The organism is Fulvimonas soli, assembly GCF_003148905.1.
Lineage (GTDB): Bacteria > Pseudomonadota > Gammaproteobacteria > Xanthomonadales > Rhodanobacteraceae > Fulvimonas > Fulvimonas soli.
In genome coordinates, this window is sequence record NZ_QGHC01000010.1 from 24,094 (window position 1) to 46,617 (window position 22,524).

Consider the following 22,524-nt stretch of genomic DNA (forward strand, 5'->3'; position numbering starts at 1 on the left):
CTTTGCGGACGGCATCGGCGCCGCGCTTCGAGGAAGGGGAGGCCCACGACGATGGCGGTCGGCCACGGCGCGGGGTGGATGCGCGGGCGGCCGCCGCCGGGGAAAGGGCGGGTCAGCCGGCGCGCAGCGCGCGCCCGTAGGCGTGCACCTCGTCCACCAGCACCTTCACGTGCGCCGGGTCGACCTCCGGCGTGATGCCGTGGCCCAGGTTGAACACGTGGCCGGGATGCGGCCCGAAGCTGTCCAGCACCGCGCGCGCCTCGCGGCGGATCACCTCGGGCGAGGCGCGCAGCACGGCCGGGTCCAGGTTGCCCTGCAGCGCCACCTTGCCGGCCACCGCGCGGCGCGCGTCGGCCAGGTCGACGGTCCAGTCCACGCCGAGCGCGGCGCAGCCGGTACCGGCCAGCTCGGCGAGGTGGCCGTTGGCGCCCTTGGAGAACAGGATCACCGGCAGGTCGCGCGCGTGCGGGTCGGCCTTCAGCGCCTCGACCACCTGCGCCATGTAGCGCAGCGAGAACTCGCGGAACGGCGCGGGGCCGAGCAGGCCGCCCCAGGTGTCGAACACCATCAGCGCCTGCGCGCCGGCGGCGGCCTGCGCGGCGAGGTAGGCGGCCACGCTGCGCGCCAGCACGTCGAGCAGGCGGTGGGCGAGGGCGGGCTCGTTCCAGCACATCGCCTTGGGCGCGGCGAAGTCGCGCGAGCCCTGGCCCTCGACCATGTAGCAGGCCAGCGTCCACGGGCTGCCGGAGAAGCCGATCAGCGGCGCGCGGCCGGCGAGCTCGCGGCGGATCAGCCGCACCGCGTCCATCACGTAGCGCAGCTCGCCGTCCATGTCGGGCACGGCCAGCCGCCCGACGTCGGCGGCGCTGCGCACGGGGCGCGCGAACTGCGGGCCCTCGCCCTGCGCGAAGGACAGCCCCAGGCCCATTGCGTCGGGCACGGTGAGGATGTCGGAGAACAGGATCGCCGCGTCGAGCTCGAAGCGCTGCAGCGGCTGCAGCGTCACCTCGCAGGCCAGCTCGGGGTTCTGCGCCAGCGCCATGAAGCTGCCGGCGCGCGCGCGGGTGGCGCGGTACTCGGGCAGGTAGCGCCCGGCCTGGCGCATCACCCAGACCGGCGTGGTGTCGGTGGGCTCGCGGCGCAGCGCGCGCAGGAAGCGGTCGTTCTTCAGCGGTGCGTTCATGCGGTCAGCGGCCGTGCGGGCCGTCGAGGCCCTGGGCGAACATCAGGCGGTAGCCGCGCTTGAGCTGGCTGTCGCGCGCCTTCTCGAAGGCGGCGATGGCGGCGTCGCGCTCCAGGAACTGCTCGCGGCGCAGCGTGGCCTTGCCGCCCTGCGTGCCCGACTCGCGGTACAGCGTCCAGCCGCCGAGCAGGTCCTGCTCCAGCACGATCTGGACGTAGCGCGGCGCCTCGGCCGCGGCGGGCATGGTTTGCAGGTAGAGGCGCATGGGGTTCGGCATGGGCGGCGGACCGGCCGCAGAGGCGTGCATTGTAGAAGGGCCGGGGAGCTTTGTGGGAGCGGCGCCAAGGGCAGGCCTCCGTGAGGACTCCCCTGTGGGAACGGCCTCCGGCCGCGATTTCCGGGTGCCTGGCCATCGCGGCCGGAGGCCGCTCCCACCATAGAGCTGGAGGTTGCTCCCACCGGGAGCGCCCGCCGTCAGCCGCTCGCGCCGGCGCGCAGCACGGCCAGCACCTCGCCCTCGTCCACGCCCGGCACGATCTCCGCCCGGCCGATCCCGCGCCACAGGATCAGCCGCAGCGTGCCGGCGGTGTTCTTCTTGTCCAGCCGCATCAGCGCGAGCAGCTGCTCCGGCTCCATGCCGGCGGGAACCGCGGTGGGCAGGCCGAGCCTTTCCAGCAGCCGCTGCAGCCGCGCGGTGTCGGCGCCGACGGCCAGGCCGAGCCGCTCGGACAGCCGCGCGGCGAGCAGCATGCCCACCGCCACGCCCTCGCCGTGCAGCAGCGCGGTGTAGTGGCCGGCGGTCTCCAGCGCGTGGCCGAAGGTGTGGCCGAGGTTGAGCAGGGCGCGCTCGCCCTGCTCGGTCTCGTCGCGCGCCACCACGCCGGCCTTGTAGCGCACCTTGCGCGCGATCGCCTCGGCGAGCGCCGCGTCCTCGCGCGCGGCCAGCGCGCCGGCGTGCGCCTCCAGCCAGGCGAAGAACGGCTCGTCGCCGATCGCCGCGCCCTTCACCACCTCGGCCAGGCCCGCGCGGTACTCGCGCTCCGGCAGGGTGGCGAGGGTGTCCAGGTCGGCCACCACCGCGCGCGGCTGGTGGAAGGCGCCGACCAGGTTCTTGCCGGCCGGCAGGTTCACCCCGGTCTTGCCGCCCACCGAGGAATCCACCATCGCCAGCAGCGTGGTCGGCATCTGCACGAAGTCGATGCCGCGCATCCAGCACGCCGCGCTGAAGCCGGCCAGGTCGCCGACCACGCCGCCGCCCAGCGCGATCACGCAGGCGTCGCGGGTGGCGCCGAGCGCGGCCAGCGCCTCCAGCGCGCGGCCCACGTTGGCGAAGCTCTTGTGCGCCTCGCCGTCCTCCAGCAGGAAGCTCGACCAGCGCAGCCCGTCCAGCCCGGCCGCCACGCGCTCGAGGTAGAGCGGCGCCACGGTGGTGTTGCTCACCACCAGCGCATGGCGGCCGCGCAGCGCGGCGCGCCAGCGCGCGGCGTCGGCGAGCAGGCCGCGGCCGATCCACACCGGGTAGCCGCGCCGGCCGAGGGCGACGTCGATGGTCTGCATCTGCGGGGCGTTCATGCGGCGTGCTGGCGTTTCCAGTGCTGGTCGAGCAGGGCGATGCAGCGCGCGCAGGCGGCGGCCACGTCCTCGTGCGCGCCGGCGACGGCGAGGTCGGCGGCCTCGCGGTAGAGCGGGCCGCGCCGGGCGGCCATCGCCTCCAGCCGGCCGCGGCGGTCGGCGACGGCGAGCAGCGGGCGCTTGTGGTCGCGCGCGAGGCGCTCCAGCTGCTGCTCCACGGTGGCGTCCAGCCACAGCACGTAGCCGCGCTCGGCCAGGCGGCGGCGGTTGGCGGCGTCGAGCACCGCGCCGGCGCCGGTGGCCAGCAGCACGCCCTCGCGCCGGCTGCACTCGTCCAGCAGCGCGCTCTCGCGCTGGCGGAAGCCGGCCTCGCCCTCGATCTCGAAGATGGTCGCCACCGGCACGCCGCAGTGGCGCTCGATCTCCTGGTCGAGGTCGAGGAAGGCCAGGCCATAATGCGCGGCGAGGCGGCGGCCCACCGAGGTCTTGCCGGCGCCGGTGGGACCGATCACGAACAGGTTGCGCGACGGGTTCATGCGCGCAATGTAGCAGCAGGAGTCTGGATGTCCGAACGGATACTGATCGCCGGCTGCGGCGACCTGGGGCGCCGCGCGGCCGCGCTGCTGCTGGCGCGCGGCGCCGAGGTGCACGCGCTGCGCCGCCGCCCGCCGGCGCGGGACGGCGACGGCATCCGCTGGCTCGCCGGCGACCTCACGCAGCCGGCCACGCTGCGCGGGCTGCCGCGCGGCATCACCGGCGTGGTCTACGCCCCCGCGCCCGCCGCGCGCGACGAGGCGGCCTATCGCGCCGTGTTCGTCGACGGCCTGCGCCACCTGCTCGGCGCGCTCGATGGCGCGGTGCTGCGGCGCGTGCTGTTCGTGTCCTCCAGCGCCGTGTACGGCGGGCACGGCGACGCCTGGGTGGACGAGGACACGCCGCCCGCGCCGCCGGGCTTCAACGGCGCCGTGCTGCTGGCGGCGGAGCGCTGGCTGGCGGCGCAGCCGCTGCCCGCGGTGGCGCTGCGCCTGGCGGGGCTGTACGGGCCGGGCCGGCTGCAACTGCTCGACCGCCTGCGCCGCGGCGAGGCGCGCGTGCCGCGGGCGCGGCCGTACTGGGCCAACCGCATCCAGGTCGACGACGCGGCCGCGGCGGTGGCGCACCTGCTGGCGCTGGAGCGGCCGGCGCCGGTCTACGTGGGCGCCGACGACACGCCCTTGCCGCTGGACGCGCTGTACGACCACCTCGCGCGCCTGCTCGGCGCGCCGTTGCCCGCGGAAGGCCCCGCGCCGGCCGGCGCGGGCGGCAAGCGGCTGCGCAACGCGCGCCTGCGCGCCAGCGGCTGGGCGCCGCGCTGGCCGGACGCGCGCGCGGGCTATGCGGCCCTGCTGGGGGAGGTGGCTTGAGGGCCTGTTCGCGCGCTGCCTATGCCCCGCCTGGAGCAGTCCGCGCGTGGGCACAGGGAAGCGCGAAGGTCCGCGGGGAGGCGCCGTGGATGGCGCCGGCTTTGGGGCGCGAGGAGTGGACGCCGGCCCGCGACGGCGCGGCATGGCGGGAATTGGGCGAGGGAGCCGGACATCGCGGCCGGAGGCCGCTCCCACAGGGCTTGCGGGGCCTTCGTGGAAGCGGCCTCCGGCCGCGATCGACCTGACGCGAGGTTGCCGGCGCCGAATGGTCGTGCGCGGTTTTGCCCGGCCGGAGAAGCACGCGGGCGAGAGGGAAGAACAGCAGGCGCGACCTCCACACCGGCCCGCGCTTCATCCCGCCGGCCTTCCCGGCGATCTTCCCCGGAAGACGGAACTGGCTCCGAGGGCATGGCGGACGGCGCGCTGCCGGCCGCAGCGCGCGCCCGCGTTTCGCGGCATGCTTCGCCGCGAGGGCGGGAACGGCCCGCCGCACGAGGAGTCCGCGCCATGCCAGCGAGCATCCAGCCCCACCTGGTCAGCACCACGAACGAGATCCCCGGCCACCGCATCGTCCGCCCGCTGGGCATCGTGCGCGGCATCACCGTGCGCTCGCGCAGCGTGGTGGGCAACGTCGGCGCCGCCCTGCAGACCCTGGTCGGCGGCAACATCACCATCTATACCGAGCTATGCGAGAAGGCGCGCGAGGAAGCCTTCGAGCTGATGCTGCGCCACGCCGCGGCGATGGGCGCCAACGCGGTGGTGGGCATGCGCTACGACGCCAACGAGGTGGCGCAGGGCGTGACCGAGGTGCTGGCCTACGGCACCGCGGTGCAGGCCGAGCCGGCCGGCTGAGCTTTGCCGCGGCGCGGCTTGCCCGCCGCGGCCGGCGGCTTCAGACTGCGCGGACCAGGGGGAGCGCGCCGCGCCGTTCGCCGCGGCACCAGCGGAGGGTTCACGCCATGTCCGTCGCCAAGGTCATCGAGATCAGCTCCTCGTCCGGCAAGGGCATCGAGGATGCCGTGCAGCAGGGCCTGTCCAAGATCGCCGAGTCGGTGAAGCACATCAAGGGCGCCTGGGTCAACGACATCAAGGTGGTCACCGCGGAGAACGGCAAGGTGACCGAGTGGCGCGTCAACATGCGCGTCAACTTCGTGGTGGAGTGAGCGCGCCGGCCGGGCTCAGTTGTGGCTGAGCCCGGTGACGTGGCGCTCGGTGTCGTACTCGACCACGCTGTCGGCCAGCGCCGGCAGCGTGGCCAGCGCGTGCCGGCTCAGGCGCTCGAAGTGGGCGAGGAAGCGCACCATCGCCTCCGCGTCCATCGCCAGCGGCGCGTGGCGGGCGAGCAGGCGCTCCTCCTCCTCGCTGCGCCAGCGGCGCACCACGTCCCAGTTCGGCGCCTGCAGCACGATCAGCGCGTCGAGCTTGCGCCACAGCGGCTGGTAGGCGCGCAGCTGCTTGTTGACCCAGCGGCGCCAGGCGCCGTCGGGGTCATCGGCGCGTTCCAGCGCGTTGACCGGCTTCTCCAGCGCCGACTGCAGCTGCGGGCGCAGGCCCAGCGCCCAGCCCTCCAGGATCACCAGCCGCGGCGGGCGGACCACCTTGGGCCAGCGCGAGGGCGGGATGCGCGTGTCGCGGCCCTTGTCGAAGCGCGGCCAGGCCACCGGCAGCTTGTCCGAGGCGTGCGGCAGCGCGGCCAGCACCGACAGCAGCAGCTCGATCTCGTGGGTGCCCGGCACGCCGCGGGTGCGCAGCAGCGGATGCACCTCGCGCGCCAGCGTCTCGCGCTCGGCGCGGGAGTAGTAGAAGTCGTCCAGCGAGAGCACCTCGGTGGGCCAGCCGCGCGCCTCCGCCTCGGCCTTCATCACCCGCGCCAGGGTGCTCTTGCCGCTGCCCTGCAGGCCGGACAGGCCCAGCAGGTAGGGGCGCTTGGCGCGGGCGATGCGGCCCGCGTAATGGTCGAGCAGATGGCCGGCCAGGGCCTGGTTCTGCATGCTAGCATCCGGGTTCATCGCGCCATGATGGCGCGAGCCGGCCGCGATGCAAGAGCCATGCTGAAACCCGAGATCCTGGACACCTTCCTGCTGCTGCTGGACCAGGCCAAGGCGGCCGGCGAACCCGAGCCCACCGCGACGAACCTGGCCACCGCCGACGCGGCCGGCCGGGTCAGCTCGCGCATCGTGCTGCTGAAGGGCGCCGACGAGCGCGGCTTCCGCTTCTTCACCAACTACCAGAGCGACAAGGGCGCGCAGCTGGAGGCGCACCCGCAGGCGGCGCTGTGCTTCCACTGGAAGCTGCTGCGCGAGGGCGTGCAGGTGCGCGCGGAGGGCGCGGTGCGCAAGCTGCAGGCGGAGGAGTCCGACGCCTACTTCGCCACCCGCCCGCGCGGCAGCCAGCTCGGCGCCTGGGCCTCGCTGCAGTCGCAGACGCTGCCCGACCGCGAGGCCTTCGAGCAGCGCCTGGCGCGCTACGGGCACGAGTTCGAGGGCCGCGAGGTGCCGCGCCCGCCGCACTGGGGCGGCTACGTGCTGGAGCCGGACATGGTGGAGTTCTGGTACGGCGCCCAGTTCCGCCTGCACGAGCGCGTGCGCTGGAGCCGGCACGGCCAGACCTGGACCAGCCGGCTGCTGTACCCGTAGGCGGCGGCGATGCGCGCGCAGCCGGTGCAGCACGTGGCGCAGGGCGGCTTCGCCGTCCACACGCGCGGGCGCGGCTTCAGCGAGATCACCGCGCAGGTGGACGACGCGGTGGCGGCCAGCCGCGTGCAGGCCGGCCTCGCCCACGTGTTCACCGCGCACACCAGCTGCTCGCTGCTGATCGGCGAGAACGCCGACCCGACCGTGCGCGATGACCTGGAGCGCTGGTTCGCCCGCGCGGTGCCGGACGGCGATCCGATCTTCCGCCACGACGCCGAGGGCCCGGACGACATGCCCGCGCACGTGCGCAGCATCCTCACCGGGGTGAGCCTGACCGTGCCGGTGCACGGCGGGAAGCTGCTGCTGGGCACCTGGCAGGGCATCTACCTGTGGGAGCACCGGCGCGACCCGCACCAGCGCAAGGTGACGGTAACCGTGCTGGGGCATTGAGCGGCATGGCCGACGCCTACCCGCAGCGCATCGTCTGCCTCACCGAGGAGCCGACCGAGGTGCTCTACGCGCTGGGCGAGGAGCGGCGCATCGTGGGCATCTCCGGCTTCACCGTGCGCCCGGCGCGGGCGCGCCGGGAAAAGCCCAGGGTCTCGGCGTTCACCAGCGCGAAGATCGGCCAGATCCTGGCGCTCGCGCCGGACCTGGCGATCGGCTTTTCCGACATCCAGGCCGACATCGCGCGCGAGCTGATCGCCGCCGGGGTGGAGGTGTGGATCAGCAACCACCGCAGCGTGGACGGCATCCTCGCCTACATCCGCCGGCTCGGTGCGATGGTCGGCGCGCACGAGCGGTCCGAGGCCTACGCGCGATGCGCCGAGGCCCACCTCGCCGCGGTGCGCGCGGCGGCCGCGAAGCTGCCGCGGCGGCCGAAGGTGTACTTCGAGGAATGGGACGAGCCGCCGATCACCGGCATCCGCTGGGTGGCCGAGCTGGTCCGCATCGCCGGCGGCGACGACGTGTTTCCCGAGCTGGCACGGGAGCCGCTGGCGAAGCGGCGCATCCTGGCCGATCCCGGCGAGGTCGTGCGCCGCGCGCCGGACCTCATCCTCGGCTCGTGGTGCGGCAAGCGCTTCCGCCCGGAGAAGGTCGCGGCGCGGCCGGGCTGGGCGGCGATCCCCGCGGTGCGCGACGGCGAGCTGCACGAGATCAAGTCGCCGCTCATCCTGCAGCCGGGCCCGGCGGCGCTGTTCGACGGGCTGGACGCGCTGCATGCCGTGATCGCGGCATGGGCGGTAAGACGGGGAGCGGGTGAAGAGGAGTGAGAAGTGAGCGGGGAGCCGAAGCGGGTGGCCGAGCCGGCCTTTCTCTCACTCCTCACTTCTCTCCACTCGCTCTTATCCCGCCAGCCTCGCCCCGAGGTCGTACAGCGGCGCGGCCACCAGCAGCCGCGCCAGCAGCAGCGCCACGATCACCACGGTGGGCGAGAAGTCGATCATGCCCACGGTCAGCCGGCCGCGCAGCGGACGCAGCAGCGGCGCCGCCAGCGCGCCGGCGAAGCGCAGCAGCGGGTGGTAGCCGTCCGGCTGCAGCATGCTGAGCAGGCTCCAGCCGAACACCAGCACCAGCCAGGTGATCAGCACGAAGTCGACCAGCGCGGCGACCGCCAGCACGAGCAGGCCCGGCAGCGCGGGCACGAAGCCGGCCAGCGCCGCCAGCGCGAGCTGCTTGAGCAGCAGCACCAGCCAGGCGACCAGCAGCGCGGCCAGGTTGAGCCGCCGCCAGTTCGGCAGCACCCGGCGCAGCGGCGCCAGCACCGGGTTGGAATAGCGGTAGACGAACTGGCTGAGCGGGTTGTGGAAGTCCGCGCGGCTGGCCTCGGCCAGCAGGCGCAGCACGAACAGCGCGGCGGCCGCGTCGAAGACCAGGCCGAGCAGCAGCGAGAAGGCGTTGAGCAGGTAGGTCATGCCGTCTTGTCCAGTTCGGCGGCGAGCTCCTCGCCGCGGCGGGCGGCGGCGGCCACGGCGCGGGCGACGATGCGTCCCAGCCCGTCGGCGGCGAAGCTCTCCAGCGCCGCCTGGGTGGTGCCGTTGGGCGAGGTCACCCGCCGGCGCAGCTCGCCCGGCGCCTCGCCGCCCTCGGACAGCATGCGGCCGGCGCCCAGGCAGGTCTGCACCGCCAGCGCGCGCGCCGTCTCGCGCGGCAGGCCCTGCGCCACCGCGGCGTCCTCCAGCGCCTCGACCAGGGCGAAGAAGTAGGCCGGCCCCGAGCCGGACAGCGCGGTGACCGTGTCCATCAGCCGCTCGTCGTCGATCCAGCGGGTCAGCCCCACCGCGTCGAGGATGTGCTGCGCCTGCGCCCGCTGCGGCGGGCTCACCCGCGCGTTGGCGACCAGCCCGGTGGCGCCGGCGCCGATCAGCGCCGGGGTGTTGGGCATGCAGCGCACGATCGGCAGCGCGCCGAACCAGCGCTCGAGCTGGTCCAGCCGCACGCCGGCGGCGATCGAGATCAGCAGCGGGCGCTGGCGCTGCAGGGCGTCGCGCAGGCCGTCGCGGATCGCCGGCATCACCTGCGGCTTCACCGCCAGCACCACCACGTCGGCGTCGGCCACGGCCAGCGGGTTCTCGGCGTAGGCGGCCACGCCGAACTCGCGGCCCAGCGCCTCGCGCGCGCCGGCCTGCGGCTCGGCCACGCGGATGGCGCCGGTCGGCACGCCGGTCTTGAGCAGGCCGCCGATCAGGCTGCGCGCCATGTTGCCGCCGCCGATGAAGGCGAGTCGGGTCATCGTCAGTCCTCGTCGATGGGAGCGCCTACCTTACCGGAGCGGCCGCGTCCGGGCACCGGGGCGCGACACCGGCGCAACCGGGTTCGCACTTTCGCCATCCACCCGAGGAAAGACTGGTCGCGCCGGCCCCGGCGCGAGTAGTATCGGCCCGCTGCAAGGGGGATTCCGGGGCAACGGTCGTACGACGGCGCATCCGGCCGGACGCCGGCCAGCCGGTCGTCGGTTCTCCCGCCCGCGTCCAGCGGCAGCAGGGAATTCCGTCCAGACGATCGGTTGAGGGGAACGACAGATGGATATCGCCGAACTGCTTGCCTTCTCGGTCAAGAACAAGGCCTCGGACCTGCACCTTTCGGCCGGCCTGCCGCCGATGATCCGCGTGGACGGCGACGTGCGCCGCATCAACATCCCGGCGCTGGAGCACAAGCAGGTGCACGCGCTGGTGTACGACATCATGTCGGACAAGCAGCGCCGCGACTACGAGGAATTCCTCGAGGTCGACTTCTCCTTCGAGATCCCCGGCCTGGCGCGCTTCCGCGTCAATGCGTTCAACCAGAACCGCGGCGCCGGCGCGGTGTTCCGCACCATTCCTTCGGAAGTGCTCACGCTGGAGGACCTGGGCGCGCCCAAGGTGTTCCGCGAGCTGATCGAGCAGCCGCAGGGGCTGATCCTGGTCACCGGCCCCACCGGCTCGGGCAAGTCCACCACGCTGGCGGCGATGGTCGACCACATCAACAAGAACGAGTACGGCCACATCCTCACCATCGAGGACCCGATCGAGTTCGTGCACACCTCGCAGAAGTGCCTGGTCAACCAGCGCGAGGTGCACCGCGACACGCACGGCTTCAACGAGGCGCTGCGCTCGGCGCTGCGCGAGGACCCGGACTACATCCTGGTCGGCGAGATGCGCGACATCGAGACCATCCGCCTGGCGCTGACCGCCGCGGAGACCGGCCACCTGGTGTTCGCCACCCTGCACACCAGCTCGGCGGCCAAGACCATCGACCGCATCATCGACGTGTTCCCGGCCGGCGAGAAGCCGATGGTGCGCTCGATGCTGTCCGAATCGTTGCGCGCGGTGATCAGCCAGTCGCTGCTGAAGAAGGTGGGCGGCGGCCGCATCGCGGCGCACGAGATCATGGTCGGCATCCCCGCCATCCGCAACCTGATCCGCGAGGACAAGGTGGCGCAGATGTACTCGGCGATCCAGACCGGCCAGCAGTACGGCATGCAGACGCTGGACCAGAACCTGCAGGACCTGGTCAAGCGCGGCCTGGTGGCGCGCCAGCAGGCGGCGGCGTATGCCAAGAACAAGGACATCTTCAAGTGAGGCGGGGAACCGGGAACAGGGAACGGGGAACGTCGCGCCTGCCGCGGACGGCGGCCCGCGGCGCTGCCCGGCCGGCTGATCAGAGCCCGCGCTTCGGCTGCTTCCCGTGCCATGCGTTCCCCGTTCCCTGTTCCCCGTTCCCCGCCCCGGGAGGCTCCCAGCCATGAGCGACTTCGACTTCACCTCCTTCCTCAAGCTGATGGTGCACAAGAAGGCCTCGGACCTGTTCATCACGGCCGGCGTGCCGCCGTCGATGAAGGTGCAGGGGCGCATCGTGCCGATCACGCAGAGCCCGCTGTCGGCGCAGCAGTCGCGCGACATGGTGCTCAACGTGATGACGCCCTCGCAGCGCGAGGAGTTCGAGAAGACCCACGAGTGCCAGTTCGCGATCTCCGCGCAGGGCGTAGGCCGCTTCCGCGTGTCGTGCTTCTACCAGCGCAACTGCGTCGGCATGGTGCTGCGCCGGATCGAGTCGAAGATCCCGACGGTGGAGGAGCTCAACCTGCCGCCGATCATCAAGCAGCTGGCGATGACCAAGCGCGGCATCATCATCTTCGTCGGCGGCACCGGCACCGGCAAGTCCACCTCGCTGGCGGCGATGATCGGCTACCGCAACCAGAACTCGACCGGCCACATCATCACCATCGAGGACCCGATCGAGTACGTGCACAAGCACGAGGGCTGCATCATCACTCAGCGCGAGCTGGGCATCGACACCGACAGCTGGGAGAACGCGCTGAAGAACACCCTGCGCCAGGCGCCGGACGTGATCATGATCGGCGAGGTGCGCACGCGCGAGACGATGGAATACGCCATCAACTTCTCCGAGACCGGCCACCTGTGCCTGTGCACGCTGCACGCCAACAACGCCAACCAGGCGATCGACCGCATCCTGCACTTCTTCCCGGAGGACCGCCGGCCGCAGCTGTTCATGGACCTGTCGCTGAACCTCAAGGGCATCGTGGCGCAGCAGCTCATCCCCACCCCGGACGGCAAGGCCCGCCGCGTGGCGGTGGAGGTGCTGCTCGGCACGCCGCTGGTGCAGGACTACATCCGCCAGGGCGAGATCCACAAGCTCAAGGAAGTGATGAAGGAATCCACCAACCTCGGCATGAAGACCTTCGACCAGAGCCTGGTCGAGCTCTACCACGCCGGCGAGATCAGCTACGAGGACGCGCTGCGCCACGCCGACAGCTCCAACGAGGTGCGCCTGCGCATCAAGCTCGCCCAGGGCGGCGACGCGCACACCCTGTCGCAGGGCCTGGAGGGCGTCGAGCTGGAGGAGACCCGCGACGGCAAGACCTTCGGCGGCGGCATGCTGTACCGCTGAAGCCGCGCGGGCGGCACGGGCACGGAAAAGGCGCCCCTCGGGCGCCTTTTCCGTTCGTCCCCGCGACGCGGGTCAGGGCGTTCCCGCGGCCGCCTTGACGGTCAGGCCGGTGGCGTCGACGCTCTTCACGCCCTTCACCGCGCGGGCGACCTTCACGGCCGCCGCCTTCTCGCTGCTGCTGGCGACGCCGCCGCTCAGGGTGACCACGCCGTCGGTGGTGTCGACGTTGATGTCGGTGGCGTGGATGCCCTTGGTGGTGGCGAATTCGGATTTCACCTTGGTGGTGATCCAGGCGTCGGCGGCCTTGTCCGGGACGGTCTGGTTCGTTGACTGCGCCTGGGCCTGCGCACTGGTTTCCTGCGCGCCGGCGGCGGCGGCGCCGAGGGCGAAGGCGGCCAGGGCGATGCCCGGCAGGGCCTTGCGGAAGCGGATGGGAATGGGCATGGCTGTGTTCTCCTTGAGTGAAGTCCCGTCGAGAGAGAAGGGCAGGCGGCGCCTGCGGTGGGGCCATGGCAGCAGCCGGGCGGTGAACGCCGCGTGGGCTGCGGCGCCGCCGTTCAGTGGCGGCTCGCGGAGGTGAAGGCCGCGCATGCGGCGCGCGCGGGCCGCGTCGTCGCCATCGTGAAAACGCGAAGGGGCGCCGAGGCGCCCCTTGCGAAGGTGGTGCGGGCGGAGGAGCCGGCTACTTCAGCTCGGTCTGCCCGGTGACCACCAGCCCCTTGTCCTCGACGTGCGCCTCGATGCGCATGTTGCGAATGCGCTCGGCCTGGGCGCGCATGGCGTCGAACTGCGCCTTGGTGCGCGCGCGGCTGGCGGCCAGGGCCTGGTCGGCGGGCGTCGGCGGGGCGCCGGTGCCGTCCTTGTCCAGCGCCGCCGCGGCCGCGGCGATGCTGTCGGCCTTGTCCTGCATCAGCCCGACCCAGGTGCGGTACATCGCGCCGTCGAGGTTCATGCGCAGCATCTGGCCGGCGTTGCCGGGCGCGGCCTTGAGCGTGTCGGCCAGCTTGGCGTCCTCGCCCGCGCCGATGCCCAGCGCCAGGCTCTTGTCGCCCATCGCCAGCCAGGCCGGCTGGTTGAGCATCTGCGTCATCGCCGGCGGCAGCGCCACCGGCTTGCCGTCGGCGGCGAGCTTCAGCTGGGCCAGCGCCGGGTTCATCATCTGGCCCATCGCCAGCAGGCCGGCCGGGTTGTTGGTGGACAGCACCAGGCGGCCGGTGAAGGAAGGCATCGGCTTGTCCTTGCCGGCGTCGAGGCTGTCCAGCGCCACGCGCACGCCGAGCAGGTCGCCGAACGGCGGGATCGCCGCCTTCTGCATCGCCGGGCCGAGCTTGGCGAAGGTGTCGTTGAGGTCGGCCAGCGCCGGGCAGGCGAAGGGCTTGGCCGCCACCGCGTCGGACTGCGCGCTCCAGAACGCGCGCAGCTGCGCCACCGGCAGCGCCAGCGCGAGGTCGAACGGCGCCTGCGCGTCGGCGCCCAGGCCGGGCAGCTCGACCTTCAGGCCGGCGAAGGCCTGGGTGATGTCGGGGGCCAGCGCCGCGTCCCAGCGGATCTCCTGGTGCTTGGCGTCCAGGCGGGTGTAGCCGAAGCTGAGCTCGGGCACGCGGGCGGCGATGCGCGCGGCGTCGCCCGCGCAGGCCGGCGGGATCTGCAGCTGGTTGGCCACCGGCTCGCCGGTCTTGGCCGACTCGGCCTCGGCGTGCGCCTTGAACAGCGCGGCGAACAGCGGGTCCTTGCCGCTGGCGGCCAGCGGCAGCGCGCGGGTGAGGTCGAGCTCGCCCACCGCCCACTTCTGGTAGCCCTTGGCCTTGGCCAGCTTGTCGAGGCGGCCGTCGTCCTGCAGGCTCCGGGCCGGGCGGTCCAGGCCCAGCGCCTGGCGCAGCAGCGGCTTGGCGGCGTCGGCCGGGAGCAGCGCGGCGACGGCCTGCTTGCCGACCACGGCGAGGATCACCTGCACGCCGGCCTCGGCCGAGGCGTGCCGGCGGTAGCTCTGCCCGTCCACGTCGGCCACGTCGAACTTCTTGCCGTAGGCGGTCTCCAGCCGGCCGACGAAGGCGTTGAAGGCCTGCGCGTCGGTCAGCTCGAAGCGCACCACCGGCGCCAGCCCCAGCCCGTAGAAGGCGGAGTAGCCCTTGATGTTGAGGCCGGCGTTCCGCGCGAACTGCTCGATGGTCTTGCCGTCGAGCTCGCCGGCGAAGGCGCGCAGCAGGCGCGCGCCGTCCGGGTCCTTGGCGGCCATGTCGTCGGCCGCGGACTGCAGCTGCTTGACCTGGGCGGGCAGCTGCACGTCCGCCTGCGCGAGCAGCGCGCCGCGGGTGTCGTCGTCCATCACGTCCAGGTTGGCGACTACGTAGGGCGTGTCCGCCGGCACGAAGGCCAGGGGGGCGTCCTTGTCTTTGTGCCCGCAGCCGGCCAGCAGCGCGCCGGCGACGGCCAGCGCGAGGGTGCGCGTCGTCATTCGCATGTCATTCCCCAAGTCAGGTGTGGTGTCGCGCGGCCATTATGCCCGTTCGGGCGGGCGCACGCCGCGCCGGCGCGGCGGCCGTTCAGCGGGTCAGCATCTCGCCCAGCACCGCCATGCGCACGAACACGCCGTTGCCGACCTGCTCCAGGATGCGCGACTGCGGCCCGTCGGCCACTTCCGGCGCGATCTCGATGCCGCGGTTGATCGGCCCGGGGTGCATCACCAGGCAGCCGCGCGCGGCCAGCGCCAGGCGGCGGTTGTCCAGGCCGTACTGGCGGAAGTAGGCCGCCTCGTCGGGCAGCTCGGTGGCGGCCATGCGCTCCTTCTGCAGGCGCAGCATGATCGCCACGTCGGCGCCGGCGATGGCCTCGTCGAAGTCGTCGTGGAAGCTGCAGTGCGGGAACTCGGCCGGGTCGGGCATCAGCGGCGCCGGGCCGCACAGGCGGATCTCCCTCGCGCCCAGCGCGGCGAGCGCGTGCACGTCCGAGCGCGCCACGCGCGAGTGCTTCACGTCGCCGCAGATGGTCACCACCAGCTTGCCGAAGTCGGGGCGGTGCTGGCGGATGGTCAGCGCGTCGAGCAGGCCCTGGGTGGGATGGGCGCGGTTGCCGTCGCCGGCGTTGATCACCGACACGCCGCTCATCGCGTGGCGCACCAGCTCGTCCGGCGTGCCGGAGACCTTGTGGCGCACGACGATCGCGTCCAGGTGCATCGCCTCCAGCGTGTGCAGGGTGTCGTACAGCTCCTCGCCCTTGTTGGCGGAGGAGAAGCCGATGTCGAAGTTGACCACGTCGGCGCCGAGCCGGCGCGCGGCCAGCTCGAACGAGGTGCGGGTGCGGGTGGAGGGCTCGAAGAACAGGTTGAGCACGGTGCGCCCGGCCAGCAGGTCGAGCTTGCGGGTGCCGTGCGCGCAGGCGTCGCGCACGGCGAGGGCGCGGTCGAGCAGGCGCTCGATGGTCTCGCGCGGCAGGTTTTCCAGCGTGGTGAGGTGGCGCAGGCGTGGGCTCATGGAGGCGGTCGGGCGGTGGGAGGGGGTCAGTCGGCGGGGACGGCGGCGGGATCGAGCAGCCAGCGCTCGAGGATCACCGCGGCGGCCATCGCGTCGAGTGCGGCGGCGTCGCCGCGCCTGCGCAGGCCGGCGGCGCGCGCGCCGGCGAAGCGCCGCGCGGCTTCCTGCGAGCTGTGGCGCTCGTCCACCAGCGCCACCGGCAGGGCGTAGCGCCGGCGCAGCTGCTCGGCGAAGCGGCGGGCGCGGCGGCTGGCCGGCTGCTCGGCGTCGTCCAGGGTCAGCGGCAGGCCGACCACCAGCGTCGCGGGCTGCCACTCGGCGCGCAGGGCGTCGAGCCTGGGCCAGTCCGGCGCGCCGTCGCGCACCGGCAGCACGGCCAGGGCGCGGGCGGTGGCGGTGAGGCGGTTGCCGACGGCGACGCCGATCAGCTTGCTGCCGACGTCGAAGCCGAAGGCGCAGCTCATGCGTGGCCGGCGTAGCCGGGCAGCTGCAGCGGATCGATCCCGACCAGCCCGGCGGCGGCGGCCCAGCGCTCCTCCAGCGGCGTGCTGAACATCACCCGGTCGTTGGCCTCGACGGTGAGCCAGGCGTTGTCCTTCAGCTCCTGCTCCAGCTGGCCGGCGCTCCAGCCGGCGTAGCCCAGCGCCAGCAGCGCCTGGCGCGGGCCCTCGCCGGCGGCGATCGCGACCAGGATGTCGCGCGAGGTGGTCACCGACCAGCTGTCGTTGATGCGGTAGCTGGACTCCCAGTGGCCGTGCTCGCTGTGCAGCACGAAGCCGCGCTCCTGCTGCACCGGGCCGCCGATCAGCACCGGCCGGTCGGCCACCTCGGGGTCGCGGCACTCCAGCTTCATCTGCGCCAGCACGTCGCCCAGGCGGTACTCGGACAGGCGGTTGACCAGCAGGCCGACGGCGCCGTCCTCGTCGTGCTGGCACAGGAAGGTCACGCCGCGCGAGAACGGCGGATCGGCCAGGGCGGGCATGGCGATCAGGAAGTGGCCGGCGAGGGTTTGCGGCTTGGTGGAGCTCATGGGGCGCATTGTAACCGGGGGCGGGGCGTCGCGGCCGTTAATGCGGGGGGGGGTCGATCCCCTGCCATGGGGCGGGGACATCGCGGCCGGACTCACAGGGTCGCGGCAAGCCGGTGGAGCGGCCTCCGGCCGCGAACGGGCCGTGCCGCAATCAGCGGTTGCGCAGCACGTCGCCGGGCAGGAACTGCCAGGTGCGGGTGATGTGCAGCTCGTCGATGCCGTCGCCGGCGGGGATCGGCGGGAACGGCGCGGCCAGCCGCACGATCTGCATCGCCGCCTTGTCCAGCACCGGCTCGCCGGAGCTGCGGTTGACGTCGATCGCCTTCACGCTGCCGTCGCGGCCGAGCGTGACGGTGAGCTCGAGCTCACCGTGCAGGCCGCGCCGGCGCGCCTCCTCGGGGTAGTTGAGGTTGCCGATGCGCTCGACCCGGTCCACCCAGCCGCGCATGTAGGCGGCGTAGACGTACTCCTTGGTGTTGGCCGAGATGAACTTCTTCTTCGGGCGCTTGGCGTAGGCCTCGGTGCGGTTGCGCAGCTCGGCGGCGAGCTGGGCCATCTCCTGCCGGCGGCGCAGCTCGTCGACGGTGGGCTGGTCCTGCGCGTCCAGCGCCTGGCGGGCGGTGTCGCTGCTGACGCTGAAGCGGCTGCGCCCGGCGGTGGTGACCATGCGCGCGTCGGTGGCCTCCTGCGGCCGCGGCACGGCCGCCTCCACCGGCTGCGGCGCGGTGCCAGGCGTGGCCTTGGGCAGCGGGCCGGAGAACGGCTGCGAGGGCCGCTCGCTGCGCTCGCTCTCGCCGCCGCCGCGGTTGCTGGCCTGGGCCAGGAAGTCGGCCTTGTCCGGCGCCTGCCGGTTGGCCACGTCGACCAGGGTCACGTCCAGCGTGGGCAGGCCGGGGGCCGACCTCACGAAATGGAAGGTGATGCCGAGGATCAGCACGCCGTGCAGCAGCAGCGAGAAAAGGAAGGTGGCCCCGATCGGCTCGGGGGCGCCTGGGCGGCGGGCGGCGGCATTCACGCTGGAGTGTTCTCGATCGCGTCGAACAGCAGGCCGGCGATATTAAGGCCGAACTGGGCGTCCAGCTCGCGCGCGCAGGTCGGCGATGTGACGTTGATCTCGGTCAGCCAGTCGCCGATCACGTCCAGGCCGACGAAGCGCAGGCCGCGCTTGCGCAGCTCCGGCGCCACCTGGGCGGCGATCCAGCGGTCGCGCTCGGTCAGCGGCACGCCCTCGCCGCGGCCGCCGGCGGCGAGGTTGCCGCGGAACTCGTCGCCCTGCGGGATGCGCGCCAGCGCGTAGGGCACCGGCTCGCCGTCGACCAGCAGGATGCGCTTGTCGCCCGCGCTGATCGCCGGGATGAACTTCTGCGCCACCGCGAACTGGCGGCCCTCGCCGTGCGGCCCGCCGCCGAGCAGGGTCTCCAGCATCGAGTTGAGGTTGCCGTCGCCGGCCCGGACCCTGAAGATGCCGCGCCCGCCCATGCCGTCCAGCGGCTTGAGCACCGCCTCGCCGTGCTCGGCCACGAAGCGCCTCAGCTCGCCGGCGTCGCGCGCGACCAGGGTCGGCGCCATGCACTGCGGGAAGTGCAGGGCGAACAGCTTCTCGTTGCAGTCGCGCAGCGCGCGCGGGTCGTTCACCACCTGCACGCCGCCCCGCTGGGCCAGCTCCAGCACCATGGTGTCGTAGAGGAACTGGGCGTCGACCGGCGGGTCCTTGCGCATCAGCACCAGGTCCAGCTCGCGCAGGTCGCGCCAGCGCGGCTCGCCGAGCAGGTACCAGCCCGACGGGTCGTCGCGCACCGACAGCGGCGCCAGCCGGGCGAACGGGGCGCCCTGGCGCAGCGCCAGGGCGCCCTGCTCCATGTAGTACAGGGCGTAGCCGCGGCGCTGGGCCTCCAGCAGCATGGCGAAGCTGGTGTCCTTGGCGATCTTGATGGAGCCGATGGGGTCCATCAGCACGGCGACCGAGCGGGGCATCGGACTCTCCAGTGGGGCGGCCGCTGCGCGGCCACGGGTGGGGACGGGATGTTCGCCGAGCGCGCCGGCCGCCGGCAAGCCCGCGCGCGCTTTCAAGCGGACGTCATCGGCGGCCGATACCGTGGCGGGGCGTACCGGTGCCCCGGCGACGGCTTCGGCTTGACGTTGCGCGGTGCAGGCGGTAAACAGCAAGGCCTGAACGCGCGGCCGAAGAAGCCGGCGCCGGTACGTACATTTGCGGGACTTTTTTCATGCACATCGGCCGGCGGCCCAGCCTGGCGACCGATGGCTTACCTGAGCCTAGGGCGGGCCGCAGGGGGGATGAGTGAACTTGAATTCGAATGCGAACGGCCTGGCCGGTCTGAAGGTCATGGTGATCGATGACTCCAAGACCATCCGCCGCACGGCGGAAACCTTGCTGAAGAAGGAAGGCTGCGAGGTCCTCACCGCGGTGGACGGCTTCGAGGCGCTGGCCAAGATCTCCGACCAGAAGCCCGCCATCATCTTCGTCGACATCATGATGCCGCGCCTGGACGGCTACCAGACCTGCGCGCTGATCAAGAACAACCCGCAGTTCCGCAGCACGCCGGTGATCATGCTCAGCTCGAAGGACGGCCTGTTCGACAAGGCGCGCGGCCGCATCGTCGGCGCCGAGCAGTACCTCACCAAGCCGTTCACCCGCGACGAGCTGCTCGGCGCGATCCACCGCCATGTCGGCAGTACGGTCTGACGACGGACGCTGCGCCTGAAGGGGGCATAGTGGCGAACATCCTCATCATCGACGACTCTCCGACCGACGTGCGCGTGTTCACCACGCTGCTGGAGAAGGCCGGCTACAACGTCGCCGCGGTCAGCACCGCGGAAGAGGGCATCGAGCGCGTGCGCGCCGAGCTGCCCGACCTGGTCATCATGGACGTGATCATGCCCGGCATGAACGGCTTCCAGGCCACCCGCACGCTCACCCGCGACCCGGCCACCGCCAACGTGCCGATCGTGATGATCACCACCAAGTCGATGGAGACCGACCGCGTGTGGGGGCTGCGCCAGGGCGCCCGCGCCTTCATCACCAAGCCGGTGAACGAGAAGGAACTGCTGGCCTGCATCAACGACCTGTTGCCGAGCGCGGCATGAACGAGACCGCCCATCTCTCGCCGTTCGAGATCCTCGCCCGCTACGAGCGCCTGTCGCTCGCCCACGCCTCCGACGTGCAGGAGCGGATGGACGCGCCCGGCCTGTGGCGCGGCATCGGCTACCGCGTCGGCTCGCGGCTGTTCGTCAGCGGCATCGAGGAGATCAACGAGCTGCTGGCCGTGCCGGCGCTCGCCCAGGTGCCGGGCACGCAGCCGTGGCTGCTGGGCATCGCCAACGTGCGCGGCAACCTGGTGCCGGTGATCGACCTGGCGCGCTTCCTGTTCGGCGAGCGCACCCAGCCCACCGAGCGCACCCGCCTGCTGGTGGTGCGCCAGGGCGGCGGCAGCGTGGCGCTGATGGTGGACGAGGTGTTCGGCCAGCGCACCGTGGACGAGACGCAGCGCCAGGCGGCCCAGCCGGAGGACGATCCGCGGCTGCTGCGCTTCGTCGAGCAGCGGGTGGACGTGGGCGAGCAGCGCCTGGCGCTGTTCAGCATGGGCCGGCTGGTGCGCGCGCCGGATTTCCGCCAGGCCGCGGCCTGACGGGACACGCTTCGAGGGGACGGAGCCGGCGCAGGGGCCGGTTCCGGGCGAGAGGTTCCATGCCGGCGCCGGTGCGATCCAGCACGGCCGGCGGATGCAGAACGGACGAGGTGGCAAAGATGAGCACTACAGGGGGCGTCGGCAAGGAGCGGGGCTATACGGGCCTCATTGTCCTGCTGCTGTTGGCGATCGGTTTCGCCGGTCTGGATTTCTTCCTGCTCTTCCAGAAGAACGGCGAGGACCGCCAGGCCATCGCGCTGACCACGCAGATCCAGGTGCTCTCGCAGCAGACCGCGAAGTACGCGCTGGAATCGGCCGGCGGCAACGTCGACTCGTTCAAGGAGCTGGAGAGCACCCGCAACGCCATCGACTCGGCGGTGCAGCGCCTGACCAAGGGCGACCCGAAGGGCGGCATGCCCGCCTACGCCGACAACAACGCCAGCCCGGCCGGGCGCGCCGTCACCGCGCTCAACAACGCCTGGGCGCAGCTCGACGGCGACATCCGCAAGATCCTGTCCAACAAGGCGGTGGTGCTGGACTCGGCCGACCGCGCCGACAAGATCTCGCAGCAGGTGCCGCTGCTGAACTCCAGCATGGACCAGGTCACCAACATCCTGCAGCAGCGCAACGGCAGCGCCGAGCAGATGCTCGGCTCCTCGCGCCAGATGCTGCTGGCCGACCGCATCATCCGCCGCGTGCAGGAGGTGCTGCAGGGCGGCGACGGCGCGCAGGCCGCCGCCGACGGCCTGGCCCGCGACGCGCAGCTGTACGGCACCGTGCTCAAGGGCCTGCAGGAAGGCAACGCCGAGGCCGGCGTGAAGGCGATGAACGACGCCAACGCGCGCAAGATCCTCGCCGACATGCAGACCAGCTGGGACGGCCTGGCCGAGCCGATCGCCAAGCTGGTCGCCACCGCCGGCAACATCGTCGACGTGAAGCAGGCCGGCAACCAGGCCTCGCTGAACTCGCAGAACGTGCTGCTGCGTGCCAACGAGCTGTCCGACCAGATCGGCAAGCTGCCGTTCCGCCGCCTGTTCCCGAACGTGTGGTGGGGCGTGCTGAGCGCGGTGGCCGCGGTGGCCTTCGCGCTGTTCCTGGTGGTGGCCCTGGTGGGCGACCAGCGCCGCCGCTTCCGCGAGAGCGCCGAGCTCAACCAGCGCAACCAGGAGGCGATCATGCGCCTGCTGGACGAGATGGGCTCGCTGGCGGAAGGCGACCTCACCGTGAAGACCACGGTGTCGGAGGACATCACCGGCGCGATCGCCGACTCGGTGAACTACGCCATCGACGAGCTGCGCACCCTGGTGACCACGATCAACGAGACCTCCGAGCAGGTGTCGACCTCGGCGCAGGAGACGCAGACCACCGCGCGCCACCTGGCCGACGCGGCGCAGCACCAGGCGCAGCGGATCAGCACCGCCACCAGCGCGATCAACCAGATCGCCAGCCTGATGGACGGCGTGTCGAAGGACTCCGCCGAGTCGGCCGACGTGGCCGAGCGCTCGGTGAAGATCGCCTCGCGCGGCGCCGAGGTGGTGCGCGAGACGATCTCGGGCATGGACTCGATCCGCGACCAGATCCAGGAGACCTCCAAGCGCATCAAGCGCCTGGGCGAATCCTCGCAGGAGATCGGCTCGATCGTGGAACTGATCAACGACATCGCCGAGCAGACCAACATCCTGGCGCTGAACGCGGCCATCCAGGCGGCCTCGGCCGGCGAGGCGGGCCGCGGCTTCGCGGTGGTGGCGGACGAAGTGCAGCGCCTGGCGGAACGCTCCGCCAGCGCCACCAAGCGCATCGAGGCGCTGGTGCAGACCATTCAGTCCGACACCAACGAGGCGGTGAACTCGATGGAGCAGACCACCGCCGAGGTGGTGGCCGGCGCGCGCAAGGCGGAGGACGCCGGCAGCGCGCTGGGCGACATCGAGCGCGTGTCGCACGACCTGTCGGCGCTGATTCAGAACATCTCGACCGCGGCGCGGCAGCAGTCCGAGGCGGCCACCGACATCTCGCAGTCGATGAACGCGATCCAGGAGATCACCTCGCAGACCTCGCAGGGCGCGAGCCAGACCGCCGAGTCGATCGGCTACCTGGCGCAGCTGGCCAGCGACCTGCGGCGCTCGGTGGCGCACTTCAAGCTGCCGGGCTGACAAGGGCTTTATCACAGGGGGCAACCTCGCCGGTTGCGCAATGCG

General features: G+C 72.5%; 26 protein-coding genes. 12 read left to right on the forward strand and 14 right to left on the reverse strand.

The annotated features are described in order from the left end of the window. Positions 1-112: 112 nt before the first annotated feature. From hemE to C7456_RS13185, 4 genes are all read right to left on the reverse strand, one after another. Positions 113-1,183, reverse strand: a complete 1,071-nt coding sequence (hemE, locus tag C7456_RS13170; RefSeq protein WP_109724282.1) for a uroporphyrinogen decarboxylase — start codon at positions 1,181-1,183, stop codon at positions 113-115. Positions 1,184-1,187: 4 nt separating this feature from the next. Beyond that, positions 1,188-1,448, reverse strand: coding sequence for a WGR domain-containing protein (locus tag C7456_RS13175; protein WP_109724356.1), 261 nt, complete (start codon positions 1,446-1,448; stop codon positions 1,188-1,190). A gap of 209 nt (positions 1,449-1,657) precedes the next feature. Beyond that, the gene (gene aroB / locus C7456_RS13180) at positions 1,658-2,755 is read right to left on the reverse strand and encodes a 3-dehydroquinate synthase (RefSeq protein WP_109724284.1); all 1,098 of its coding nucleotides are present in this window, start codon (positions 2,753-2,755) and stop codon (positions 1,658-1,660) included. Continuing rightward, positions 2,752-3,291 carry a shikimate kinase gene (locus tag C7456_RS13185; RefSeq protein ID WP_109724285.1) on the reverse strand — a complete coding sequence of 180 codons (540 nt, stop codon included), beginning with the start codon at positions 3,289-3,291 and terminating at the stop codon, positions 2,752-2,754. The genes aroB and C7456_RS13185 overlap by 4 nt, the downstream gene beginning before the upstream one ends. 27 nt (positions 3,292-3,318) lie before the next feature. On the opposite strand from C7456_RS13185, the gene C7456_RS13190 reads away from it, so the two are divergent. From C7456_RS13190 to C7456_RS13200, 3 genes are all read left to right on the forward strand, one after another. Beyond that, on the forward strand, positions 3,319-4,158 hold the full coding sequence (locus tag C7456_RS13190) for an NAD-dependent epimerase/dehydratase family protein (protein WP_109724286.1): 840 nt from the start codon (positions 3,319-3,321) through the stop codon (positions 4,156-4,158). 507 nt (positions 4,159-4,665) lie between these two features. Then, complete coding sequence (locus C7456_RS13195) at positions 4,666-5,010, forward strand: YbjQ family protein (protein ID WP_109724288.1); 345 nt, start codon at positions 4,666-4,668, stop codon at positions 5,008-5,010. Positions 5,011-5,117: 107 nt separating this feature from the next. Further along, positions 5,118-5,321: a dodecin family protein gene (locus C7456_RS13200; protein WP_109724290.1), complete on the forward strand. Its 204-nt coding sequence runs from the start codon at positions 5,118-5,120 to the stop codon at positions 5,319-5,321. Positions 5,322-5,336: 15 nt separating this feature from the next. On the opposite strand, the gene C7456_RS13205 is transcribed toward C7456_RS13200, so the two are convergent. Next, positions 5,337-6,167, reverse strand: coding sequence for a kinase (locus tag C7456_RS13205; RefSeq protein WP_109724291.1), 831 nt, complete (start codon positions 6,165-6,167; stop codon positions 5,337-5,339). A gap of 39 nt (positions 6,168-6,206) precedes the next feature. On the opposite strand from C7456_RS13205, the gene pdxH reads away from it, so the two are divergent. From pdxH to C7456_RS13220, 3 genes are read left to right on the forward strand one after another with little or no spacing between them, the layout of a single operon-like run. Further along, positions 6,207-6,794 carry a pyridoxamine 5'-phosphate oxidase gene (pdxH, locus tag C7456_RS13210; RefSeq protein ID WP_109724292.1) on the forward strand — a complete coding sequence of 196 codons (588 nt, stop codon included), beginning with the start codon at positions 6,207-6,209 and terminating at the stop codon, positions 6,792-6,794. Positions 6,795-6,803: 9 nt separating this feature from the next. Beyond that, positions 6,804-7,241, forward strand: coding sequence for a secondary thiamine-phosphate synthase enzyme YjbQ (locus C7456_RS13215; protein WP_109724293.1), 438 nt, complete (start codon positions 6,804-6,806; stop codon positions 7,239-7,241). Positions 7,242-7,246: 5 nt separating this feature from the next. Beyond that, on the forward strand, positions 7,247-8,065 hold the full coding sequence (locus C7456_RS13220) for an ABC transporter substrate-binding protein (RefSeq protein ID WP_109724294.1): 819 nt from the start codon (positions 7,247-7,249) through the stop codon (positions 8,063-8,065). Between the two features lie 72 nt (positions 8,066-8,137). Here C7456_RS13220 and C7456_RS13225 read toward each other — a convergent pair whose 3' ends face one another. Continuing rightward, positions 8,138-8,707 carry a YggT family protein gene (locus tag C7456_RS13225; protein WP_109724295.1) on the reverse strand — a complete coding sequence of 190 codons (570 nt, stop codon included), beginning with the start codon at positions 8,705-8,707 and terminating at the stop codon, positions 8,138-8,140. Next, a complete protein-coding gene (proC, locus tag C7456_RS13230; RefSeq protein ID WP_109724296.1) occupies positions 8,704-9,525 on the reverse strand; it encodes a pyrroline-5-carboxylate reductase in 822 nt (273 codons plus the stop codon). The genes C7456_RS13225 and proC overlap by 4 nt, the downstream gene beginning before the upstream one ends. Before the next feature lie 289 nt (positions 9,526-9,814). Here proC and C7456_RS13235 point away from each other — a divergent pair, with 289 nt between their 5' ends. Together C7456_RS13235 and C7456_RS13240 are read left to right on the forward strand one after the other, a co-directional pair. Continuing rightward, complete coding sequence (locus tag C7456_RS13235; protein ID WP_109724297.1) at positions 9,815-10,852, forward strand: type IV pilus twitching motility protein PilT; 1,038 nt, start codon at positions 9,815-9,817, stop codon at positions 10,850-10,852. A 163-nt stretch (positions 10,853-11,015) separates the two neighbouring features. Then, positions 11,016-12,182, forward strand: a complete 1,167-nt coding sequence (locus C7456_RS13240) for a PilT/PilU family type 4a pilus ATPase (protein ID WP_109724298.1) — start codon at positions 11,016-11,018, stop codon at positions 12,180-12,182. Positions 12,183-12,254: 72 nt separating this feature from the next. Here C7456_RS13240 and C7456_RS13245 read toward each other — a convergent pair whose 3' ends face one another. The 7 genes from C7456_RS13245 to gshB all read right to left on the reverse strand — a co-directional run bounded on the left by C7456_RS13245 (position 12,255) and on the right by gshB (position 18,656). Further along, complete coding sequence (locus C7456_RS13245) at positions 12,255-12,626, reverse strand: BON domain-containing protein (protein ID WP_109724299.1); 372 nt, start codon at positions 12,624-12,626, stop codon at positions 12,255-12,257. Between the two features lie 238 nt (positions 12,627-12,864). After that, a complete protein-coding gene (locus C7456_RS13250; protein ID WP_109724300.1) occupies positions 12,865-14,643 on the reverse strand; it encodes a hypothetical protein in 1,779 nt (592 codons plus the stop codon). A gap of 82 nt (positions 14,644-14,725) precedes the next feature. Continuing rightward, positions 14,726-15,652, reverse strand: coding sequence for an aspartate carbamoyltransferase catalytic subunit (locus C7456_RS13255; protein WP_109724301.1), 927 nt, complete (start codon positions 15,650-15,652; stop codon positions 14,726-14,728). Between the two features lie 26 nt (positions 15,653-15,678). Next, the gene (ruvX, locus tag C7456_RS13260; RefSeq protein WP_109724302.1) at positions 15,679-16,116 is read right to left on the reverse strand and encodes a Holliday junction resolvase RuvX; all 438 of its coding nucleotides are present in this window, start codon (positions 16,114-16,116) and stop codon (positions 15,679-15,681) included. Further along, positions 16,113-16,682, reverse strand: coding sequence for a YqgE/AlgH family protein (locus C7456_RS13265; RefSeq protein WP_109724303.1), 570 nt, complete (start codon positions 16,680-16,682; stop codon positions 16,113-16,115). Before C7456_RS13265 ends, ruvX begins: the two co-directional genes overlap by 4 nt. A 151-nt stretch (positions 16,683-16,833) precedes the next feature. Beyond that, positions 16,834-17,697: an energy transducer TonB gene (locus C7456_RS13270; protein WP_109724304.1), complete on the reverse strand. Its 864-nt coding sequence runs from the start codon at positions 17,695-17,697 to the stop codon at positions 16,834-16,836. Next, positions 17,694-18,656 carry a glutathione synthase gene (gene gshB, locus C7456_RS13275; RefSeq protein ID WP_109724305.1) on the reverse strand — a complete coding sequence of 321 codons (963 nt, stop codon included), beginning with the start codon at positions 18,654-18,656 and terminating at the stop codon, positions 17,694-17,696. Before gshB ends, C7456_RS13270 begins: the two co-directional genes overlap by 4 nt. Before the next feature lie 370 nt (positions 18,657-19,026). Here gshB and pilG point away from each other — a divergent pair, with 370 nt between their 5' ends. The 4 genes from pilG (at position 19,027) to C7456_RS13295 (ending at position 22,479) form a co-directional block, all read left to right on the forward strand. Next, the gene (pilG, locus tag C7456_RS13280; protein WP_109724306.1) at positions 19,027-19,386 is read left to right on the forward strand and encodes a twitching motility response regulator PilG; all 360 of its coding nucleotides are present in this window, start codon (positions 19,027-19,029) and stop codon (positions 19,384-19,386) included. 29 nt (positions 19,387-19,415) lie between these two features. Beyond that, positions 19,416-19,787, forward strand: coding sequence for a response regulator (locus C7456_RS13285; protein WP_109724307.1), 372 nt, complete (start codon positions 19,416-19,418; stop codon positions 19,785-19,787). Beyond that, entirely contained in the window at positions 19,784-20,329 is a 546-nt protein-coding gene (locus C7456_RS13290) for a chemotaxis protein CheW (protein WP_109724308.1), read from the forward strand. The genes C7456_RS13285 and C7456_RS13290 overlap by 4 nt, the downstream gene beginning before the upstream one ends. Positions 20,330-20,448: 119 nt before the next feature. After that, the gene (locus tag C7456_RS13295) at positions 20,449-22,479 is read left to right on the forward strand and encodes a methyl-accepting chemotaxis protein (protein WP_109724309.1); all 2,031 of its coding nucleotides are present in this window, start codon (positions 20,449-20,451) and stop codon (positions 22,477-22,479) included. Positions 22,480-22,524 lie beyond the last annotated feature (45 nt).

What these genes read in the sequence shown, in the direction of transcription:
- C7456_RS13290 (WP_109724308.1), top strand. Translation starts at nt 19,784, where the DNA reads ATGAACGAGACCGCCCATCTCTCGCCGTTCGAGATCCTCGCCCGCTAC.
- pilG (WP_109724306.1), top strand. Translation starts at nt 19,027, where the DNA reads ATGGTGATCGATGACTCCAAGACCATCCGCCGCACGGCGGAAACCTTG.
- C7456_RS13235 (WP_109724297.1), top strand. Translation starts at nt 9,815, where the DNA reads ATGGATATCGCCGAACTGCTTGCCTTCTCGGTCAAGAACAAGGCCTCG.
- C7456_RS13255 (WP_109724301.1), bottom strand. Translation starts at nt 15,652, where the DNA reads ATGAGCCCACGCCTGCGCCACCTCACCACGCTGGAAAACCTGCCGCGC.
- C7456_RS13245 (WP_109724299.1), bottom strand. Translation starts at nt 12,626, where the DNA reads ATGCCCATTCCCATCCGCTTCCGCAAGGCCCTGCCGGGCATCGCCCTG.
- C7456_RS13175 (WP_109724356.1), bottom strand. Translation starts at nt 1,448, where the DNA reads ATGCGCCTCTACCTGCAAACCATGCCCGCCGCGGCCGAGGCGCCGCGC.
- C7456_RS13220 (WP_109724294.1), top strand. Translation starts at nt 7,247, where the DNA reads ATGGCCGACGCCTACCCGCAGCGCATCGTCTGCCTCACCGAGGAGCCG.
- aroB (WP_109724284.1), bottom strand. Translation starts at nt 2,755, where the DNA reads ATGAACGCCCCGCAGATGCAGACCATCGACGTCGCCCTCGGCCGGCGC.
- C7456_RS13295 (WP_109724309.1), top strand. Translation starts at nt 20,449, where the DNA reads ATGAGCACTACAGGGGGCGTCGGCAAGGAGCGGGGCTATACGGGCCTC.
- C7456_RS13190 (WP_109724286.1), top strand. Translation starts at nt 3,319, where the DNA reads ATGTCCGAACGGATACTGATCGCCGGCTGCGGCGACCTGGGGCGCCGC.
- C7456_RS13200 (WP_109724290.1), top strand. Translation starts at nt 5,118, where the DNA reads ATGTCCGTCGCCAAGGTCATCGAGATCAGCTCCTCGTCCGGCAAGGGC.
- C7456_RS13265 (WP_109724303.1), bottom strand. Translation starts at nt 16,682, where the DNA reads ATGAGCTCCACCAAGCCGCAAACCCTCGCCGGCCACTTCCTGATCGCC.
- ruvX (WP_109724302.1), bottom strand. Translation starts at nt 16,116, where the DNA reads ATGAGCTGCGCCTTCGGCTTCGACGTCGGCAGCAAGCTGATCGGCGTC.
- C7456_RS13195 (WP_109724288.1), top strand. Translation starts at nt 4,666, where the DNA reads ATGCCAGCGAGCATCCAGCCCCACCTGGTCAGCACCACGAACGAGATC.
- C7456_RS13215 (WP_109724293.1), top strand. Translation starts at nt 6,804, where the DNA reads ATGCGCGCGCAGCCGGTGCAGCACGTGGCGCAGGGCGGCTTCGCCGTC.
- hemE (WP_109724282.1), bottom strand. Translation starts at nt 1,183, where the DNA reads ATGAACGCACCGCTGAAGAACGACCGCTTCCTGCGCGCGCTGCGCCGC.
- pdxH (WP_109724292.1), top strand. Translation starts at nt 6,207, where the DNA reads ATGCTGAAACCCGAGATCCTGGACACCTTCCTGCTGCTGCTGGACCAG.
- C7456_RS13240 (WP_109724298.1), top strand. Translation starts at nt 11,016, where the DNA reads ATGAGCGACTTCGACTTCACCTCCTTCCTCAAGCTGATGGTGCACAAG.
- C7456_RS13225 (WP_109724295.1), bottom strand. Translation starts at nt 8,707, where the DNA reads ATGACCTACCTGCTCAACGCCTTCTCGCTGCTGCTCGGCCTGGTCTTC.
- C7456_RS13205 (WP_109724291.1), bottom strand. Translation starts at nt 6,167, where the DNA reads ATGAACCCGGATGCTAGCATGCAGAACCAGGCCCTGGCCGGCCATCTG.
- proC (WP_109724296.1), bottom strand. Translation starts at nt 9,525, where the DNA reads ATGACCCGACTCGCCTTCATCGGCGGCGGCAACATGGCGCGCAGCCTG.
- C7456_RS13250 (WP_109724300.1), bottom strand. Translation starts at nt 14,643, where the DNA reads ATGCGAATGACGACGCGCACCCTCGCGCTGGCCGTCGCCGGCGCGCTG.
- gshB (WP_109724305.1), bottom strand. Translation starts at nt 18,656, where the DNA reads ATGCCCCGCTCGGTCGCCGTGCTGATGGACCCCATCGGCTCCATCAAG.
- C7456_RS13185 (WP_109724285.1), bottom strand. Translation starts at nt 3,291, where the DNA reads ATGAACCCGTCGCGCAACCTGTTCGTGATCGGTCCCACCGGCGCCGGC.